Source organism: Variovorax paradoxus (assembly GCF_030811855.1).
Classification (GTDB): Bacteria; Pseudomonadota; Gammaproteobacteria; order Burkholderiales; family Burkholderiaceae_C; genus Variovorax; species Variovorax paradoxus_L.
The window spans coordinates 488,348-506,764 of the sequence record NZ_JAUSRN010000002.1 but is presented as its reverse complement, the minus strand read 5'-3'; the positions used below and the strand labels follow the sequence as shown (position 1 = coordinate 506,764).

Annotated in this window: 15 protein-coding genes and 1 pseudogene; all 16 read left to right on the top strand. The window is 57.1% G+C overall.

The genetic code is table 11. The annotated features are described in order from the left end of the window. Positions 1-148 precede the first annotated feature (148 nt). The 16 genes and pseudogenes from tviB to J2X92_RS07055 all read left to right on the top strand — a co-directional run bounded on the left by tviB (position 149) and on the right by J2X92_RS07055 (position 18,397). Positions 149-1,429: a Vi polysaccharide biosynthesis UDP-N-acetylglucosamine C-6 dehydrogenase TviB gene (gene tviB, locus J2X92_RS07130; protein WP_307574506.1), complete on the top strand. Its 1,281-nt coding sequence runs from the start codon at positions 149-151 to the stop codon at positions 1,427-1,429. Further along, positions 1,426-2,499 carry an NAD-dependent epimerase/dehydratase family protein gene (locus J2X92_RS07125; protein ID WP_307574505.1) on the top strand — a complete coding sequence of 358 codons (1,074 nt, stop codon included), beginning with the start codon at positions 1,426-1,428 and terminating at the stop codon, positions 2,497-2,499. The genes tviB and J2X92_RS07125 overlap by 4 nt, the downstream gene beginning before the upstream one ends. A 24-nt stretch (positions 2,500-2,523) precedes the next feature. Beyond that, on the top strand, positions 2,524-3,909 hold the full coding sequence (locus J2X92_RS07120) for a lipopolysaccharide biosynthesis protein (protein WP_307574503.1): 1,386 nt from the start codon (positions 2,524-2,526) through the stop codon (positions 3,907-3,909). Between the two features lie 213 nt (positions 3,910-4,122). Then, the gene (locus J2X92_RS07115) at positions 4,123-5,433 is read left to right on the top strand and encodes a hypothetical protein (protein ID WP_307574501.1); all 1,311 of its coding nucleotides are present in this window, start codon (positions 4,123-4,125) and stop codon (positions 5,431-5,433) included. Positions 5,434-5,529: 96 nt separating this feature from the next. Further along, complete coding sequence (locus tag J2X92_RS07110; RefSeq protein ID WP_307574500.1) at positions 5,530-6,654, top strand: glycosyltransferase; 1,125 nt, start codon at positions 5,530-5,532, stop codon at positions 6,652-6,654. Next, positions 6,651-7,751: a glycosyltransferase family 4 protein gene (locus tag J2X92_RS07105; RefSeq protein WP_307574499.1), complete on the top strand. Its 1,101-nt coding sequence runs from the start codon at positions 6,651-6,653 to the stop codon at positions 7,749-7,751. Before J2X92_RS07110 ends, J2X92_RS07105 begins: the two co-directional genes overlap by 4 nt. A 31-nt stretch (positions 7,752-7,782) precedes the next feature. Further along, positions 7,783-8,826, top strand: coding sequence for a polysaccharide biosynthesis protein (locus J2X92_RS07100; RefSeq protein ID WP_307574497.1), 1,044 nt, complete (start codon positions 7,783-7,785; stop codon positions 8,824-8,826). Positions 8,827-8,830: 4 nt separating this feature from the next. Beyond that, positions 8,831-9,958, top strand: coding sequence for a UDP-2-acetamido-2,6-beta-L-arabino-hexul-4-ose reductase (gene wbjC / locus J2X92_RS07095; RefSeq protein WP_307574495.1), 1,128 nt, complete (start codon positions 8,831-8,833; stop codon positions 9,956-9,958). Between the two features lie 24 nt (positions 9,959-9,982). After that, complete coding sequence (gene wecB, locus J2X92_RS07090; RefSeq protein WP_307574493.1) at positions 9,983-11,119, top strand: non-hydrolyzing UDP-N-acetylglucosamine 2-epimerase; 1,137 nt, start codon at positions 9,983-9,985, stop codon at positions 11,117-11,119. A gap of 4 nt (positions 11,120-11,123) precedes the next feature. After that, positions 11,124-12,209: pseudogene (locus tag J2X92_RS07085) on the top strand (glycosyltransferase family 4 protein); the annotation flags it as partial. Between the two features lie 147 nt (positions 12,210-12,356). Next, positions 12,357-12,971 (top strand): sugar transferase, encoded by a 615-nt coding sequence (locus J2X92_RS07080; protein ID WP_307574746.1) that lies wholly within the window; start codon positions 12,357-12,359, stop codon positions 12,969-12,971. Beyond that, the gene (locus tag J2X92_RS07075) at positions 12,968-13,630 is read left to right on the top strand and encodes an acetyltransferase (RefSeq protein WP_307574492.1); all 663 of its coding nucleotides are present in this window, start codon (positions 12,968-12,970) and stop codon (positions 13,628-13,630) included. The genes J2X92_RS07080 and J2X92_RS07075 overlap by 4 nt, the downstream gene beginning before the upstream one ends. A gap of 2 nt (positions 13,631-13,632) precedes the next feature. After that, positions 13,633-14,811, top strand: a complete 1,179-nt coding sequence (locus J2X92_RS07070) for a DegT/DnrJ/EryC1/StrS family aminotransferase (protein ID WP_307574490.1) — start codon at positions 13,633-13,635, stop codon at positions 14,809-14,811. Next, on the top strand, positions 14,808-15,197 hold the full coding sequence (locus J2X92_RS07065; RefSeq protein WP_307574489.1) for a VanZ family protein: 390 nt from the start codon (positions 14,808-14,810) through the stop codon (positions 15,195-15,197). Before J2X92_RS07070 ends, J2X92_RS07065 begins: the two co-directional genes overlap by 4 nt. Positions 15,198-15,245: 48 nt before the next feature. Beyond that, on the top strand, positions 15,246-17,240 hold the full coding sequence (locus J2X92_RS07060) for a polysaccharide biosynthesis protein (RefSeq protein WP_307574487.1): 1,995 nt from the start codon (positions 15,246-15,248) through the stop codon (positions 17,238-17,240). A 68-nt stretch (positions 17,241-17,308) separates the two neighbouring features. Then, positions 17,309-18,397, top strand: coding sequence for an acyltransferase family protein (locus J2X92_RS07055; protein WP_307574485.1), 1,089 nt, complete (start codon positions 17,309-17,311; stop codon positions 18,395-18,397). Positions 18,398-18,417 lie beyond the last annotated feature (20 nt).

Here is an 18,417-nt window from a genome sequence, read left to right as displayed (position 1 = left end):
GGGTGGTCATGGTGAACGGGTCTTGCCAGGGCACACCGGCCAATTTGGTCGGTTGTTCTCCGAGTTCTTCAAGTCGAACTTGGAGCCTTGCAGTCCGCGGCTTTGCCCAGTTGTGGCTAGAGCGCTTTATCTCCGGGACTAGGCCCGAATGAACTCGAACAATCCAAAAGTTGCCGTAATCGGCTTGGGCTACGTGGGCTTGCCCCTAGCCGTCGAATTCGGAAAGAAGCGCGACGTCATTGGGTTTGACATCAACCCCAAGCGCATTGCCGAACTGAGGGTTGGGCGTGACCACACGCTTGAAACCACATCCGAGGAGTTGAAGACTGCGAGGCAGTTGGTCTTCACCTCCGAGACAGCTGACCTGCGCGATTGCGGAGTCTTCATTGTCACGGTGCCCACTCCTATCGACAACGCCAATCGACCTGACTTGACTCCGTTGATCAAGGCTAGCGAAACCGTGGGCAAAGTCATGCCGCCCGGTGCGATCGTCATTTACGAATCCACGGTCTACCCCGGTGCCACCGAAGAGGTGTGCGTTCCGGTGCTGGAAAAGTTCAGCAATGGCAAGAAGTTCAACATTGACTTCTTCTGCGGCTATAGCCCCGAGCGGATCAACCCGGGCGACAAAGAACACCGCCTGCCCACTATCAAGAAGGTGACCAGCGGCAGTACACCCGAGGTCGCAGAAATCGTCGACCAGTTGTATCGCGAGATCATTACTGCCGGCACCCACAAGTCCAGCAGCATCAAAGTGGCCGAAGCCGCGAAGGTGATTGAAAACACCCAGCGGGACGTGAACATTGCGCTCATGAATGAGTTGAGCCTGATCTTTCACAGGTTGGGCATTGACACGCTAGAGGTATTGCAGGCCGCGGGCACCAAGTGGAACTTTCTGCCTTTTCGCCCGGGACTGGTGGGTGGCCACTGCATAGGTGTGGATCCGTACTACCTGACGCACAAGGCGGTCGAAGTCGGCTATCACCCTGAGGTGATTTTGGCGGGCAGACGCATCAACGACAACATGGCTACGCACGTAGCCGACGAAGTCATCAAGTTGATGCTGCGCAAAAGCTTGCCCGTACTAGGCAGCAAAGTCTTGGTGCTAGGTCTGACCTTCAAGGAAAACTGTCCGGACGTGCGGAACACGAAGGTGGTGGACATTGTGCGCACTCTTCAGAGTTACAACGTCCATGTGGACGTGTTCGATCCTTGGGTCAATGTGGCCGATGCCGAGCATGAATATGGACTGAAATGCTTGAGCCAAACGCCTCAATCCGGCCAATATGCTGCTGTGGTGCTGGCGGTGGGACACCACCAATTTGTTGCCATGGGGGAGTCTGGCATCAAGGCCTTTGGCCAAGCGGGCGCTGTGCTTTTTGATGTAAAAAGCCTTCTGCCGTTGGGTGCTGCGGATGGCCGGCTATGAATACTTCCGCTCTTAGCCTAACTGCGTACGAGCAACTGCTCGGGCGCCTGACCAGCGAACGGCATACCTGGCTAGTCACCGGCGTCGCCGGCTTCATTGGCAGCAACCTTCTCGAGACGCTTCTGAAGCTCGACCAGCAAGTGGTCGGTTTGGATAACTTTGCAACCGGCCACCAGCGAAATCTTGACGAGGTTCGGACTCTGGTTACCGCAGGCCAATGGGCGCGGTTCACCTTCATCGACGGCGACATTCGCAAGCTGGAGGATTGTCGCCGTGCATGCGAGGGGGTGGAGTACGTTTTGCACCAAGCTGCATTGGGTTCCGTGCCGCGCAGCCTTGCAGACCCGATTACCACGAACGCTACCAACATCGATGGCTTTCTCAATATGTTGGTCGCGGCACGCGATGCGGAAGTGCGGAGCTTCACCTATGCCGCAAGCAGCTCGACATACGGCGATCACCCGGCGTTGCCGAAGGTCGAGGACGTCATTGGCAAGCCGCTGTCGCCCTATGCGGTCACCAAGTTCGTCAACGAACTCTATGCGGATGTCTTTGCGCGCAGCTACGGCTTCACGGCGATCGGTCTACGCTACTTCAACGTGTTTGGTCCGCGCCAAGATCCTAACGGTGCCTATGCAGCGGTGATTCCGAAATGGACCGCGGCAATGATCGCCGGTGAGGACATCTTCATTAACGGAGATGGCGAAACCAGCCGCGATTTTTGCTTCATAGCGAACGTCATTCAGGCAAATTTGCTCGCGGCAACTACAACGCTGGCCGATGCGCGCAATCAAATTTACAACGTTGCGGTTGGAGACCGTACCACGCTCAATCAGCTTTTCGAGTCGTTGCGGGATGTGCTGGCAGCAAACGGATTCGCATATGAGAAAAGTCCGTCTTACCGCAGTTTCCGCGCAGCCGATGTGCGGCATTCACAGGCCGATGTGACCAAGGGCGGGAGACTCTTGGGTTACTCGCCCGTTTATCCGATTCGACGCGGAATTGTTGAAGCGATTGTTTGGTACATAACCCGCAATACACGCCCAACCGGCAACGCGCCTGCGCACTAGATGCGACACGCGAGCAAGATCCAAATGTCAAACCAAGTGGTGAATGCTGGACAAGACCGGTATCGTCGCGCCGCTTCAACAGCGGTTATGAATATGGCGGCGCAAATTATCCAGGTGGCGACTGGTCTGATCAGCGTGCCACTTGCGCTCGACTATGTGGGGCCAGAACGGTTCGGCATCTGGATGACTCTCTCGACCGCCTTTGCGTTCATAACCTTTAGTGATTTCGGTGTCGGCATCGGGATGCAAGATCGCATATCCCGACACGCGGGTAAAGGTGACTACAGGGGGGCGCGAAACGCGTTTTATAGCGCATTTACCTTGGTTGGCGGCATCGTAATTGCAGTAGTGGTGATTGGCTACGTTGCATTGCCACGGTTGGAACTGGCTTCCCTGTTCTCCTTGCAGAGTACTGAAGGCCAAAGTGATATCGGTCCAACTGCATTCGCCACTATCACCGTCATCGCGTTGGGATTGCTCGGTGGACTGGTGCAACGTGCATTTAATGCTATTCAAGAGGGATTTTGGGTCGCCGTCCTGCAAGTTCTAGCTCGATTTCTTTCGCTTGGACTATTGTTTGTTGTTGTTCATTTTCGACTAGGCCTTCCTGCATTGGTCTTTGTCGTAGGCGGCATGGCAAGCTGCGTTCTGCTGCTTGCAGGCATACCCCTCCTGCTTTACCGACACAGATGGTTGAGGTTGCGCCGATCAGAGATTTTCAAAGCAATCGACCTTGAAAGCGCAAAAAGTCTGTTATCGGTTGGTGCTATGGGGTTGGGTGCATCTGTGGCGATTTATCTTGTCAACAATTCGATTCCGGTTCTTATTTCGTACAAGCACGGCGCAGAATCTGTTGCAGACTTTGCAGTGCTAATGAAATTGATTGCAATTCCCGGCATGCTTTTGACGTATGTCTTGAGCCCGCTCTGGCCCGCAATCGCCGAGGCGAACCAAAAAAACGACGCACGATGGATTCTAGGGGCGTACCGAAAATGTTCAATTGCATGTATTGGCGTCGCAACAATTAGCAGCGCTGTAGTCTTATTCGGTGGTTCCGTCATTATTGAGCATTGGATAGGCATAGCCGAAATCGTTCCTTCGCCGCACCTTGTCGTCGCATCGACCGTATTTATGGTTCTCGGCTTTTGGAACAGCGTTGCGTCAATCATTTTGAACGGGCTCTCCCGTTTCAAAGGACAGGCCAGCTATGGGTTATTGCTCGCCGCGGGCGGAGTGCTCGCGGCCGCACTTATTCCGAGCTCTTTTTCAAAAGAGTATGCGATATGGATGATCAATATTGGATTCGCCTTCAGGTGCATTTTGATGCAGATCGAAGTCAATACAAGTTTCGCCCAACTCTCGAGAAAAAGTATGGCGAGTTTACGGGCTAATGAATCGAGTATCTCGTGAGAGTACTATTGTATCGGCTCGCTCAAATAGTTCTCCAGCATTTTTTGTCTAAACTCTTGCGGGCTCATATTTTTTGCGACGTTCGCAGACACAAATAGTGATGATTTGCCAATCTATTTATATTCCGTGAATCATTTTTTGTCGCCAGATCGAGACGTGACAAACAAGTTTTGCCTGACATAAGATTTCTAGCTGCTGAGTGAGAGGTATAACGTGAATTCGATTGAGGCAAAGTTTCCGAAGGTATTGGTGGTCAGCGCCGCTCCAATAAATCGTATCGACGCGACCGGAATCACGATGTCGAATTTGTTTGCCGGATGGCCAATCGATCGTATTGCGCAAATTTACGATTCGGCCAGTGCGCCGGATCCGGCGTATTGCGCAAAGGTATGGCGATTCTCGAGCAATGACATCGCTTCGGTCCGACTGGCGAAAAAAATACTAGGGCGGTTTCGAGCGTCGCGCAGTCGCCAAATTGCCATTTCGACTGATACCTCTACCGTCCAAGTCCAAGATTTCTCTAATGACCTAGGATTGCTTGCCGCCGTAGGCGATATTGCACCCTTTCGAGCGTCGCCTACATTGCTCGAATGGGCGGACGAGTTTGCACCGGATGTCATCTACACACTTCTTGGTGGATCGCGCATCTGCGGTCTGGTTATACAGCTTGCCAAGCGTCTCGGTAAGCCGGTGGTCCCCCATTTTATGGATGATTGGCCCAGTACCCTTTATGAGTCGCACCGTCTTCGCAAACTATTTCGAGGTGTGATGGCTCGTCGTCTCACCGACGTTTTCCGCAGAGCCCCTATTGGGCTGGCAATTGGATCGGGCATGGCCGAGGCAATGAATGCCCGATACGATAAGAAATTTGACTATTTCATGAATTGTGTCGAGTGCAATAGCGGCATACCCGTGATTAAAAATTCTGACTCCAATGCAGTCCGATTCGGATATGTAGGTGGACTGCATCTGAATCGGTGGCGGACCCTGTTGGCACTGGCCGAAACACTCGAAGCGACGACCTTTTCCGGCATATCACTTTCGCTCGAAATCTGTGCACCAGCGAAAGACATCGAGTTGTACGGGAAACATTTCTCGTCCTTTGGTTCCGTTTCGCGGTTGTTTTCCGTTCCCCCAGATCAAGTGGCTAACGTATTAGGTTCGTATGATGTGCTAGTACACGCCGAATCCTTCTCGCCCGAGGATTCGCGCTTTACGAAGCTTTCTGTTTCCACAAAGATCCCTCAGTATATGGCTGCAGGGCGTCCTATCTTAGCGATCGGCCCAAATAGCCTGAGTTCGATTCAGTACATCGTGCAGTCACAGGCTGGCCTAATTGTGACAGAAGAAGGAGTTAATTCGATGCTGACTGATGCGCTACGCCAGCTGGCTGAATCGGAAACTCGAAGGTACATGCTTGGCCAAGCTGGCTATCGCACGGCGCTTAAACGCCACGATGCCATTCCCGAGCGACGGCGGTTCGCATTGGTGCTGTCTCAGGCGGCGGCGCAATTATCTGACTAATCCTTTTCTCGGATTTTCAAAATCATGCGAACAAGCAGTTGGATAGCGTATGTGGGCCCATTTCCTTTTCCCTGGGGGCAGGCCGGGTCTCGCCGAATGGTTGGAATCGCTCGTTCGCTTGCACAAACGGGCTATTCAGTTGTGGTTGCAGGCGGTAGTGATGTGCCTGTCGCTGAGCAGAATTTAAACGAAGGCGAGCCGAAGGATAGCATCCGGTATGTCGGAGTTGGAGAGTCTCCGGCCGCGGGAATGTCTTCATTGAAGAAGTTATGGAGAGTATTTGTCGAGTGGGGAGGAAAGACCGTTCAATGGTTAGACCGTCAACCCTCCAAACCATCTCATGTCGTTGTATATGGAGGGAGCGCGCAATATATGCTGAGGTTGTTGCCGTGGTGCAAGCGACACGGCATACCTCTGATTGCAGACGTTGTCGAATGGTACGACCCACGACAGATGAAGGGCGGACGATTTGGTCCGTTCTACCTTAACGCTCAAGTCGCCCTGCGTTACTTTTATCCTCGATGCGATGGAGTAATCGCGATTAGCTCCTTGCTCGAAAACCATTACCGAGAATTGGGATGCAAGGTTGTTCGAATTCCTCCATCGCTTGACGTACAAACCGATCAAAATATTTTCCGACTAAAGAATCCTGGAGCACCCTTGGTGCTTCTCTATGCCGGAACCCCGGGTAAGAAAGACCTGCTGCTACATGTCATAGAAGCGGTAGAGGCCCTCGACGTCACCGGTACAAGGCTTCGACTGAAAATATTGGGGCCTACTTTGGAGCATCTGAAAGCAAGTTATAACCGCTCCGAATTTTCCTCGAATATCGAGGTCTTGGGATACCTGAATCAAACCGAAATTGCACAGCATATTCGCGCTGCCGATTTAACTGTATTGCTAAGAGAGTCTGCGCGTTTTACTAACGCTGGTTTCCCAACGAAGCTGGTTGAAAGCTTAGCGAACGGTACTCCCGTGATTGCCAACCTGACCAGCGACATCGGAATGTATATCCGCGATGGAGTGGAAGGATTGGTTTGCACCGACTGTTCAGTTCGTGCTCTCACGCTAGCCATTGAACGCGCATTGGAACTTTCCGGCCTTCAACTTCAAGCAATGCGGTATTCGGCGATTGAGCAAGCGAAGCGATCTTTTGATTTTCGTGCTCATTCAGAGGATCTGGATTCTTTTTTTAAAAGCACCGAGCGAGCTTCCAGTTGATTCGTATCCCCATTCGCCTTTGCCTCGTTTCTCCGGTGCCTCCCCCGTACGGTGGCATCGCGCATTGGACTGCTTTGATTTCCGCTTACGCGAAAGGCAGGCAAGATATCGTGATTTCGCAGGTCAATACTGCTCCAAATTGGCGCTCTATTCACCAAACTGGTATTGTAATTAGATCCATTGGTGGATCGTTGCAGTTGCTCTTCGACATTGTGAGGCTATGCATTTCCCTGTGTAGCAATCGTTTCGATGCTATTCATTTAACCACATCCGGGCATTTGGGTGTGGTGCGCGATCTAGCTGTAGCCCTTCTCGGGAAGATTTTTGGAGTGCCATTGGTTCTTCATATTCGATTCGGACGTATTCCAGCGATCGCTTTGGCGAACTCGCTGGAGTGGCGCTTGCTTCGGATTGTTATGGGCATGTCATCCCGGGTTGTCCTAATTGATAAAACAACTTATGAGGCGGTGAGAAGTTATTTGCCTGCGAGCAAGGTTGAGCTGATTCCCAACTGTGTGAACACGCACTTGCTGCCATCCGGTCAGCCTCGAGACCCCTACGCGACTCGGTCGATTGTGTTTTTAGGCTGGGTAATTCCGGCAAAAGGTGTTGATGAACTCTTGTCTGCCTGGGGTCGCCTTCAGCCGCAAGGCTGGCGACTCGATTTCATTGGTTCATATAAGCCCGATTATCGCGATCAGCTAGTTCGGAGCCATGGTGCAGAAAATGTGAATTTTCTAGGCGAGTTGCCCCACGATATCGCCATGCAGCACGTGGCGTCGTGTGACTTGTTTGTTCTGCCCAGTCACTCCGAAGGTTTTCCTAATGTCATTGTCGAAGCCATGGCTCTTGGCCGGGCGATCGTGGCAACGAAGGTTGGCGCAATCCCGGAAATGTTGGCGGAGGGCGCTGGCGTGCTTGTAAATTCCCGAGACCCGGACGAATTAGAGCGCGAAATGCGGAGGCTTATTCTGGATGCACAAGCACGAGTGTCCCTTGGAGAGGCGGCAAAGAAAAAAGCAGAGCGCTGTTATTCAATTGATGCTGTTTTTCTGGACTACATGCGTGTTTGGGGCGGGGTGTCGAATCAAAGATAGTCTAGTGGCTCGAATTTAATCAAAAAGATTTATGTTTTCGAACAAGACATTATTAATTAGCGGCGGCACCGGTTCTTTCGGTAATGCTGTACTCAAGCGTTTTATCCCGACTGATATTGGAGAAATTCGCATCTTCAGCCGCGATGAAAAAAAACAGGATGACATGCGAAAGCGCTACAGCCATCCCAAGGTCAAGTTCTATATCGGCGACGTACGTGATTCGCGAAGCGTCGGCGCGGCCATGCGCGGCGTCGACTTTGTCTTTCATGCCGCGGCGCTAAAGCAAGTACCGTCTTGCGAGTTCCACCCGATGCAGGCAGTCCGCACGAACGTGCTTGGCACCGAAAACGTCTTGGAGGCTGCAATTGCAGCGGGCGTCAAGCGTGTCGTATGCCTAAGTACCGACAAGGCGGTCTATCCCATCAACGCGATGGGCATCAGCAAAGCCATGATGGAAAAGGTCATGGTCGCCGCCAGCCGAAATCTTGAAAGCACAAACACCGTTATTTGCGGCACCCGCTACGGCAACGTCATGGCGTCCCGCGGCTCGGTCATTCCGCTGTTCGTGGAGCAGGTGCTGGCAGGTAGGCCCATCACCGTGACGGACCCGACCATGACGCGCTTCATGATGACACTGGAGGACGCGGTCGAATTGGTGCTGCATGCCTTCAAGCACGGCAGCAACGGCGATATCTTTGTGCAGAAGGCGCCGGCAGCCACGGTGCAGGTGCTGACACGAGCCATTCTGGAGGTAATGCGCAAGCCGAATCATGAGGTGCGTGAGATCGGCACGCGCCATGGCGAGAAGCTCTATGAAGCGCTGTTGAGCCGAGAGGAAATGGCCTGTGCTGAAGACCAAGGCGATTACTACCGCGTGCCGCCCGATGGTCGTGATCTGAACTACGCCAAGTACGTGGAACAGGGCGAGCAGCGCATTACCCGCAGCACGCACGGTGAAGACTACAACTCGCACAACACCACCCGGCTCGATGTGGACGGCATGAAGACGCTGCTGCTCAAGCTCGACTTCATGCGACGCATTGCCCGCGGTGAACCCGCCTTGGCGCAGGAGTAAGGCCATGAAGGTATTGATCACCGGCTCCAGCGGCTTCGTGGGCAAGAACCTGCAGTTGCACTTGGCCGAGCGCAAGGATGTGCAGGTGGTTTGCTTCACTCGCGACGACGGCGTGGAGCAATTGCCTGCGCTGTTGAAGGGGGTGGACTTCGTGTTTCACCTGGCGGGCGTCAATCGTCCGCAAGACCCGCATGAGTTCGCTAGCGGCAACACGGAACTCACAAAAAGCCTGTGCCAGGCCATCGGCACCGTGGCCGAGTCCACAGGCAAGAAGGTGCCCGTCGTCTACACCTCGTCCACACAGGCAGATTTAGACAACCCCTACGGCCGCAGCAAGCGCGGAGCGGAAGAAGCGCTGCAGGCCGCTAACCGCAGCCAGGGCATTCCGGTGCACATCTTCCGGCTGCCCAATGTGTTCGGCAAATGGTGCCGGCCAAACTACAACTCAGCCGTGGCTACGTTCTGCCACAACATTTCGCGCGGCCTTCCCATCCGGGTCAATGACCCGTCCGCTGCCGTCACCCTGGTTTACGTGGACGACGTCATCGAGCGCCTTCTTCAGTTGATGGACGGCGCAGATGCTGAGGCCAACGCAGATGGCTTTGCCGCCGTAGCGCCGCAGTACATCACCACTGTGGGCGAACTGGCCCAGCAGATTCAGTCGTTCAGGGACAGTCGCAACACGCTCACCATCGATCGCGTGGGAACAGGGTTGGTGCGGGCGCTCTATTCAACCTATGTGAGCTACTTGCCACCCGAGTCGTTTGCCTACTCGGTGCCGCAGTACGGAGACGCGCGCGGCGTGTTCGTCGAGATGCTCAAGACGCCGGACGCCGGCCAGTTTTCGTTCTTTACCGCGCACCCGGGCATTACGCGAGGCGGCCACTACCACCACAGCAAGACCGAGAAGTTCTTGGTGATCAAGGGGCAGGCGCGCTTCAAGTTCCGGCACATGCAGACGGGCGAAGCACATGAGCTGCTCACCGCGGGCGAGAAGCCTGAAATTGTCGAGACCGTGCCCGGCTGGACGCACGACATCACCAACATCGGCGCTGAAGAGATGGTCGTCATGCTCTGGGCCAACGAGGTGTTCGACCGCGCGCGGCCCGACACCTTCGCCTGCCCGCTGTAGGCCCTTCGATTACTGATTGTTCCCATGAAGAAACTCAAGGTCTTGACAGTGGTGGGCACGCGCCCCGAGATCATTCGCCTCTCCCGTGTGTTGGCGCGTCTGGACGAGCATTGCGACCATGTGCTGGTTCATACCGGCCAAAACTACGACTACGAACTCAACCAAGTCTTCTTCGATGACCTCGGGGTTCGCAAGCCCGATCATTTCTTGAACAGCGCGGCAGATTCGACAGGGGCCGCGCACACCATAGGCAATCTCATCATCGCGGTCGACAAGGTACTTGGGCAGGAACAGCCCGAGGCAATGCTGGTGCTGGGCGACACCAACAGTTGCCTATCCGTCATTCCGGCCAAACGTCGCAAGATTCCGATCTTTCACATGGAAGCCGGCAACCGCTGCTTCGACCAACGCGTGCCGGAAGAGACCAACCGGCGCATCGTGGATCACACGGCCGATGTGAATCTGACCTATAGCACCATCGCCCGCGACTACCTGCTGCGAGAGGGGCTGCCGCCAGACTTGGTGATCAAGACTGGCAGTCCCATGGTCGAGGTGTTATCGCACTACCGCTCGAGCATCGATGCGTCCGATGTGCTCACGCGGCTGAGGCTTGAGGGAAGCCAGTACTTTGTGGTGAGCGCCCATCGCGAGGAGAACATCGAGTCTCACCAGTCCTTCGCCAAGCTGGTCGATGTGCTCAATGCAGTGGCTGAAGATCATGGATTGCCGGTGATCGTTTCCACGCACCCGCGCACCCAAAAGCGCATCGACGCGGCAGGGGCTCACTTTCATGCAAATGTTCGCCTGCTCAAGCCTCTCGGCTTTCACGACTACGTCAAGCTGCAGATGTCTGCCCGCGCAGTTCTTTCCGACAGCGGCACCATCAACGAAGAGTCGTCAATCCTGAACTTTCCGGCGCTCAACCTGCGCGAGGCGCACGAGCGGCCTGAAGCAATGGAAGAGGGCGCGGTAATGATGGTGGGGCTCGAGGTTGCGCGTGTGCGCCAGGGGCTGGCCATCCTCCAGACCCAGCCTCGCGGTGATCTGCGTGGCTTGCGTCAGATTGCCGACTACAGCATGCCGAATGTCTCGGACAAGGTGCTGCGCATCATTCACAGCTACACCGATTATGTGAATCGGGTCGTGTGGAAGAAGTACTGATCCCATGGCCACGCGTGTATTGCTGCTGACGCAATGGTTCGATCCCGAGCCGACCTTCAAGGGCATTGTGTTCGCGCGTGAGCTCGTGCGGCAAGGCTTCGAGGTAGAGGTCGTCACTGGCTTTCCAAACTACCCGGGTGGAAAGGTCTATCCCGGGTACCGCATCAAGTGGCTGCAGCGCGAAGTGATCGATGGCGTCCATGTCACTCGCTTGCCGCTATACCCCGACCACGGCCAATCCGCCATCAAACGGGTGTTGAACTACGCGAGCTTTGCGGCGTCTGCGTTCATCTATGGTTTGCTCTTCGCCAAGCGCCCTGCGGTCATGTATGCCTACCACCCGCCACTGACTGTGGGCGTGGCGGCTGGGTTGATCCGCCTTCTCCGCCGGATTCCGGTCGTCTATGACATCCAGGACATGTGGCCCGACACCTTGCGCGCAACCGGCATGCTCAACAACGAGCGGGCATTGGGCATCGTCGCATCGGTCTGCCAATGGGTCTACAAGCATGTGGATCACATTGCCGTGCTCTCGCCCGGCTTCAAGAAGCTGCTGGTGCAGCGCGGTGTTCCTGAAGCAAAGATAGACGTGATCTACAACTGGGCCGATGAGGCTTCGCTGACGGCGCCGCAAGGCAAATTGCCGGAAGCGTTTCCAGCGGCCGAGAAGTTCCGCATCCTGTTTGCCGGGAACATGGGCAAGGCACAGGCGCTCGATGCGGTACTGAGTGCGGCCGTGCTGCTGCAGCAACGCGAGTCGCGCGTCTGCTTTGTGTTGTTGGGCGGCGGCGTGGAAGTAGGTCACCTTGTCGAGCGGGCCGCACAACTGCGCCTGAGCAATGTGGTTTTCTTGCCGGCTGTGCCAATGGCTGAAGTTGGCACTTTGCTGAATGCGTCAGATGCATTGCTGGTGCATCTGCGTAAAGACCCGTTGTTCGAGATCACCATTCCCTCCAAGACGCAGGCTTACATGGCCGCCGGCAAGCCGTTGCTCATGGCAGTAGATGGCGATGCTGCCAATCTGGTCAGAGAGTCCGGCGCTGGGGTCATTGCTGCGTCTGAAGACCCGCAGTTGTTGGCGGCCTCCGCCGAAGCACTGGCAGCAATGGCGCCGGATGCGCTGGGAGAAATGGGAGCGAAGGCACAGCGTCACTATCGCGAGTACCTGTCGCTGCAGATCGGCGTTGAGAGGTTCGGAGCGCTTTTCAGGCAGCTGGGCGCGAGCAGAAGATTCGATATGAAGCGAGCGTTTGATGTCTTCTTGGCCGCGGTGGCATTGCTGCTGTTTTCCATCCCCCTTGCAATCTTGACGTGGCAGGTGAGTCGCAGGCTAGGCAAGCCGGTTTTCTTCCGTCAGGTTCGGCCGGGTCTTGGAGGGCGGCCTTTCGAGATGGTCAAGTTCCGCACCATGACCGACGCGCGCGACACCAGCGGGCAGTTGCTGCCTGATGCCGAGCGGCTCACGCCATTCGGCCGCTTCATGCGTTCGAGCAGCCTCGACGAGCTCCCCGAACTCTGGAACGTCCTCAAAGGCGAAATGAGCCTGGTGGGACCTCGCCCCTTGTTGACTGAGTACATGCCGCTGTACTCGGCGGAGCAAGCGCGGCGTCACAACGTGCGCCCCGGCATTACCGGTTGGGCGCAGGTCAATGGCCGCAACACCCTTAGCTGGGAAGAAAAATTCAAACTCGACGTCTGGTACGTAGACAACCGCACGCTGTGGCTCGACTTCAATATCCTTTGGCTCACTGTGCGCAAGGTGCTGGTGCGCGATGGAATCTCCGCGGCAGGCGAGGCGACCATGCCGCGCTTTACCGGCTCTGCTACCGCCTCGCCCGGAGGTGAGTCGTGACGCAGCCTTTGTTCGCCGTTTATGGCGCCAGCGGCTGTGGCCGGGGCGTGATGCCGCTGGCGCGCGCGCAGCTGGCGCGGCAGGGCATCGCAGACGCTCGGCTTGTTTTCATAGACGACGCTCCCGTGGCAGCAGTGGTCAACGGCCAGCGAGTGCTGGGCTACACGGAATTCCTGCAAGAAGAGGCGAGCGAGCGTTACGCCGTCCTGGCCATTGCAAACAGCAAGATGCGCGAGCAGTTGGCCGTGCGTTGCATGGCAGATGGCGTGCGTCCCTGGACGGTGAGCGCGGACAACGTGGTGTGCATGGATGACGTGACGCTGGGCGAGGGCGCGGCTCTCAGCCCCTTCGTCACCATCACTTCCAACATTCGCATCGGCCGGCATTTTCACGCCAACCTCTACAGCTATGTGGAGCACGACTGCGTGATCGGCGATTTCGTCACTTTTGCGCCGGGCGTTAAGTGCAACGGCAATGTGGTCATTGAAGACCACGCCTACATCGGCTCGGGTGCCGTTATCAAACAGGGCCAGCCCGGAAAGCCTCTTGTCATCGGGCGCGGTGCCGTAGTCGGCATGGGCGCCGTGGTCACGCGCGATGTGCCGGCTGGCGCCACGGTGGTGGGCAATCCGGCTCGCCTGTTTTCTTCCAAAGGTTGATTGTGCTGAATACCTCGTTTTCTCCCTGGCCCAGCTTCACCGCCGAAGAGGCAGAAGCGGTGCAGCGCGTGCTGCTCTCCAACAAGGTTAACTATTGGACCGGGCAGGAATGTCGCGAGTTTGAAAAAGAGTTCGCCTCGTGGTCGGGCACTGCGCATGCGGTGGCGCTGGCCAATGGCACGCTGGCGCTCGACGTGGCGCTAAAGGCGCTGGGCATCGGCCCGGGCGACGAAGTGGTGGTGACGCCGCGCACCTTCATGGCCAGCGTGTCGTGCGTAGTCAATGCGGGTGCCACGCCGGTGTTTGCGGATGTAGATGCCGACAGCGGCAACCTCTCGGCGCAAACTATTGCACAGGTTCTCACGCCGCGCACGCGCGCGGTCATCTGCGTGCACTTGGCCGGTTGGCCCTGCGACATGGATCCGATCATGGCGCTGGCCGAAGAGCATGACCTCAAGGTTATCGAAGACTGCGCCCAGGCGCATGGCGCGTACTACAACGGGCGCCCGGTTGGCTCCATTGGGCATATTGGGGCCTGGTCTTTCTGCCAGGACAAGATCATGACCACGGGTGGCGAGGGCGGAATGGTCACCACTAACGACGAATCGCTATGGCGCGCCATGTGGGAATACAAGGACCACGGCAAAAGCCACGAGGCGGTGTTCAACCGCGAGCACCCACTGGGCTTCCGTTGGTTGCACGAAAGCTTTGGCACCAACTGGCGCATGCTCGAGATGCAGGCGGTGATCGGTCGCATTCAGTTGCGCCGCATGACCGAGTGGACGGTGCAACGCACCCGCCATGCAGAAGCGCTGTGGGCGGCCTGCCGCCCCTATGCAGCAGTGCGCGTGCCAGAGCTGCCCGAGGTCAGCGTGCATGCGCACTACAAGTGCTATGTTTATGTCCAGCCCGATCGACTGGCACCCGGATGGAACCGCGACCACATCGTGAATGCCATCCAGGCCCAGGGCGTGCCCTGCTACCAAGGCTCTTGCTCGGAGGTCTACCTTGAGAAGGCTTTCGACGGCACCGGTTGGCGGCCGGCCGACCGCCTGCCGGTGGCGCGTGCCCTGGGGGAAACCAGCCTCATGTTCCTGGTGCATCCCACGCTGACGGCTGCTGAAATGGAGGCCAGCTGTGTGGCCGTCAAGCGGGTATTGAAAGAAGCGAGCGCCGCATGAGCTTGCACACTGCGCGAAGCTGGTTGCCTAAGCCAGGAGCCCGGGTCTGGAGCTGGCTGCTGGCGCTGGCCATGTTCGTGCTGCTGGTGTTGAGCCTGGCGCCGTCCTCGCTAGCCTTGCCCACCACCGGCTGGGACAAGGCCAACCATGCCTTGGGTTTTGTGGTGCTGGGGCTGCTGGGCCAATGGGCCTGGCCGGGGCGTACAGCCGTCGTCCTGACCGCGTTGCTGGCCTATGGCGGCCTTATCGAACTGCTGCAATCGTTCACGCCCGATCGCAGTGCCGAGGCTGTCGATCTGCTGGCCGATTGGGTGGGGTTGCTGATTGGCGCCGGCTTGGCGTTCTTGCTGGAACGCCTGCGCCCCGCCGGGCAGGGGGCGCAATGATGGATTCACAGCATGCCGGGTTGGTAAAAACTTCTCCAGGAGGTTCGCATGATCGATCGTATGGCTCAGCCTATGTTGGCGCTGCCGCGCCCCGTAAAGCGGGTGTTGGCCTTGTTGGTGGATGCCGGACTGTGCGTGCTGTGCGTGTGGCTGGCATTCAGTTTGCGCTACGAGCGGTGGATAGAACTGACGGGCGTGCATTGGCTGGCGGTTGCCGGTGCAATTATGCTGGCGCTGCCGCTTTTTGTGGTCTCGGGCCTGTACCGTGCAATCTTCCGCTACGCCGGCAGCGCGGCGCTGATGGCTGTCGTGCATGCCTGCTCCCTGTTCAGCGTCGGCTATGTCCTCATATTCACCGCATTCGGCGTCGAGGGAATTCCGCGCACGGTGGGGCTCTTGGTGCCTGCGCTGCTGTTGTTTACCGTGGGCGCTTCGCGCGTCGTGGCGCGCTATTGGTTGGGCGGCTTGTACACGCAGGTGCTGCGTGGCAAGGCGCTGCCGCAGGTGGTGATCTACGGTGCCGGCGAGGCCGGCCGGCAGTTGGCCGCGGCACTCGCGCACAGCCCGGAAATGGTGGTGCGGAGATTCGTCGACGATTCAGTGCAGCTGCAGGGCAGTACGCTCAACGAACTGCCCATTGATCCGCCGTCCTGGCTCGCGGCCCATGCCGCCGCTGAGGGCATTACCGACGTGCTGCTGGCGCTGCCGTCGGTTTCCTATGGCCGCAGGGCGCAAATTCTGAACGAGCTCTTGTCGTTGCATCTGCGCGTGCGCACGCTTCCTGGCATGGCCGATCTGGCGCAGGGCCGGGTGCAGGTCAAGGACCTGATGGAAGTCGACATCGAAGACCTACTGGGCCGCGATCCGGTGGCTCCCGTCGACGATCTGCTGAATCGCCATGTGCGTGGCAAAGTGGTTCTGGTGACCGGTGCGGGCGGTTCCATTGGCAGCGAGCTGTGCCGCCAGATTGCACAGTTGAAACCTTCGGTGCTGTTGTTGGTTGAATGGAGCGAGTACGCGCTCTACGCCATTCACCGCGAGCTGGAGCAAGAAGCCCCCGCGCTGAGCGTGGTGCCGCTGCTGGCATCGGTTTGCGATGGCGCGCGCATGCGCCAGATCATGAGCGTGTGGCGGCCCCATACCGTCTACCATGCCGCGGCCTACAAGCACGTGCCGCTGGTGGAGCACAACCCCGTAGAAGGCTTGATCAACAACACGCTGGGTACCCTTACAACGGCATTGGCGGCGCGGGACAACGGCATTGACCAGTTTGTGCTGGTTAGCACCGACAAGGCGGTGCGACCGACCAACATCATGGGGGCAAGCAAGCGCCTGGCTGAGATGACGCTGCAGGGCCTGGCGCAGCAGAAGCCGCGCACCTGCTTTTCGATGGTGCGATTCGGCAATGTGCTGGGCTCCAGCGGCTCAGTGGTGCCGCTGTTTCGCCAGCAGATCGAAGCGGGCGGACCCATCACGCTCACGCATGAAGACATCACGCGTTACTTCATGACCATTCCCGAGGCGGCCCAACTGGTGATCCAGGCCGGCGCCATGGCCGAGGGCGGCGATGTGTTTGTGCTTGAGATGGGGTCGCCGGTTCGCATCATCGACCTGGCGCGTCGTTTGGTGGAGCTGTCGGGGCGCACGGTGCGCGATGCTCGGAACCCGGAAGGTGACATCGAGCTGTTGATCACCGGCTTGCGTCCCGGCGAAAAGCTGTATGAAGAACTGCTGATTGGCGACAACGCCATGGCCACTTCACATCCGCGCGTGATGAAAGCTCATGAAGCGTGCCCGCCGTGGGCAGAGCTGGCGGCACAGATCGATGAGCTTCGCACGCTGCTCGCGCGCAACGACGTGCCTGCAATCAAACGCCAGCTGCAGCAGCTTCTGGGCGGCTATCGACCGCACGCGGAGGTGGTCGACTGGGTACACCTGGAGCGTGAGCGCCAGAGTGAGGTACTCCCGGCACAGGTATCAGTCACGCCAGAGGGCGCGACTGCTGGTGCTGCTGTCTCGCCCTCAGCACTCGCCCCGATCTGACGAACAATTTTTCGTTCCAGAAGGCGCGGTAAGTATCAATCCCTGAGCCGCCTGAACTCGCCCGTCCAATGTCAAAAGCGCTGACATCAACGCTGTCTACTTTCTTCCCGCGGGAAAATAATCTCGAGTGGCTGCGACTTGCCTTCGCAGTTCAGGTTGTGCTGCTCCATGCGGCAGAGCATCTGGGTGTGGTTGGACCTGGATTGGCGCTGATTCAGCATTTTCCTGGAGTACCTGCGTTCTTCTTTGTTAGTGGCTTTTTGATCTACGCAGCCTACGTGAACACGCCGGATCATCGGTATTTTCTGAATCGATTTTTGCGGCTTTATCCTGGTCTAGTCTTCGTTACCCTAGGAGGAGCGGCGGTCGCACTGATCGCCCATGGTTGGTCTGATCTTTTGATCAAGTTCTCAACCTATGCGACGTGGTTCTTCGCGCAAACGACGTTGGGCCAAGCGTATAACCCGGAGCATTTTCGAGACATTGGTGTCGGTGTAATCAATGGCTCGCTCTGGACGCTCACCACTGAGATTTTCTTCTATCTTTGTGTCCCGGCCCTCGTATGGTTAGAGCGGCGGTTTCGCTACGCCGTGCTGCTTCTTAGCTGCGTCTCCTTTGCCATTTATGCGCTGGGGCCAACGATCTGGCAAGACGCAATTTATCGGGGCAAGACGGTTTACGATTTCATCGCACTGACCCCTATCGCTTGGGGTTGGATGTTCGGCGCCGGGATACTGGCAGTGAAGCATTTTTCCACGATACAACGCAGCATTAGATTTCTTCCTCTAGCCATCCTGCCTTTGGCCGCATTGACGCTAGTCGAACCGGGTCCATTCCTCGGATCAGCAGGGAATCGACTAGGACTGATCTACTTCGCCCTTTATATGGCCGTGGTTCTATGGTGCGCGTTCGGGACTCCTTTCCTTCCTCTCAGTTTTGACTTGAGCTTTGGCGCCTATGTCTGGCACATGCCGGTGATCAATCTTCTCTTGGTCCTAGCCGTACCCAGCCTTTCGCTAGCATTGTTCTTGACGTTCTCGATCGCTGCGCTGTCGTGGCTCCTAGTAGAGCGTCCTGCTTTGAGACTCAAGCGTCACTCTTTGAAGCCCGTAGCTAAGGCAGAGGCTGTTTTGGTTCGGCAACGGGCGACTAAGTAGTCCGCAGACTCACTACGACA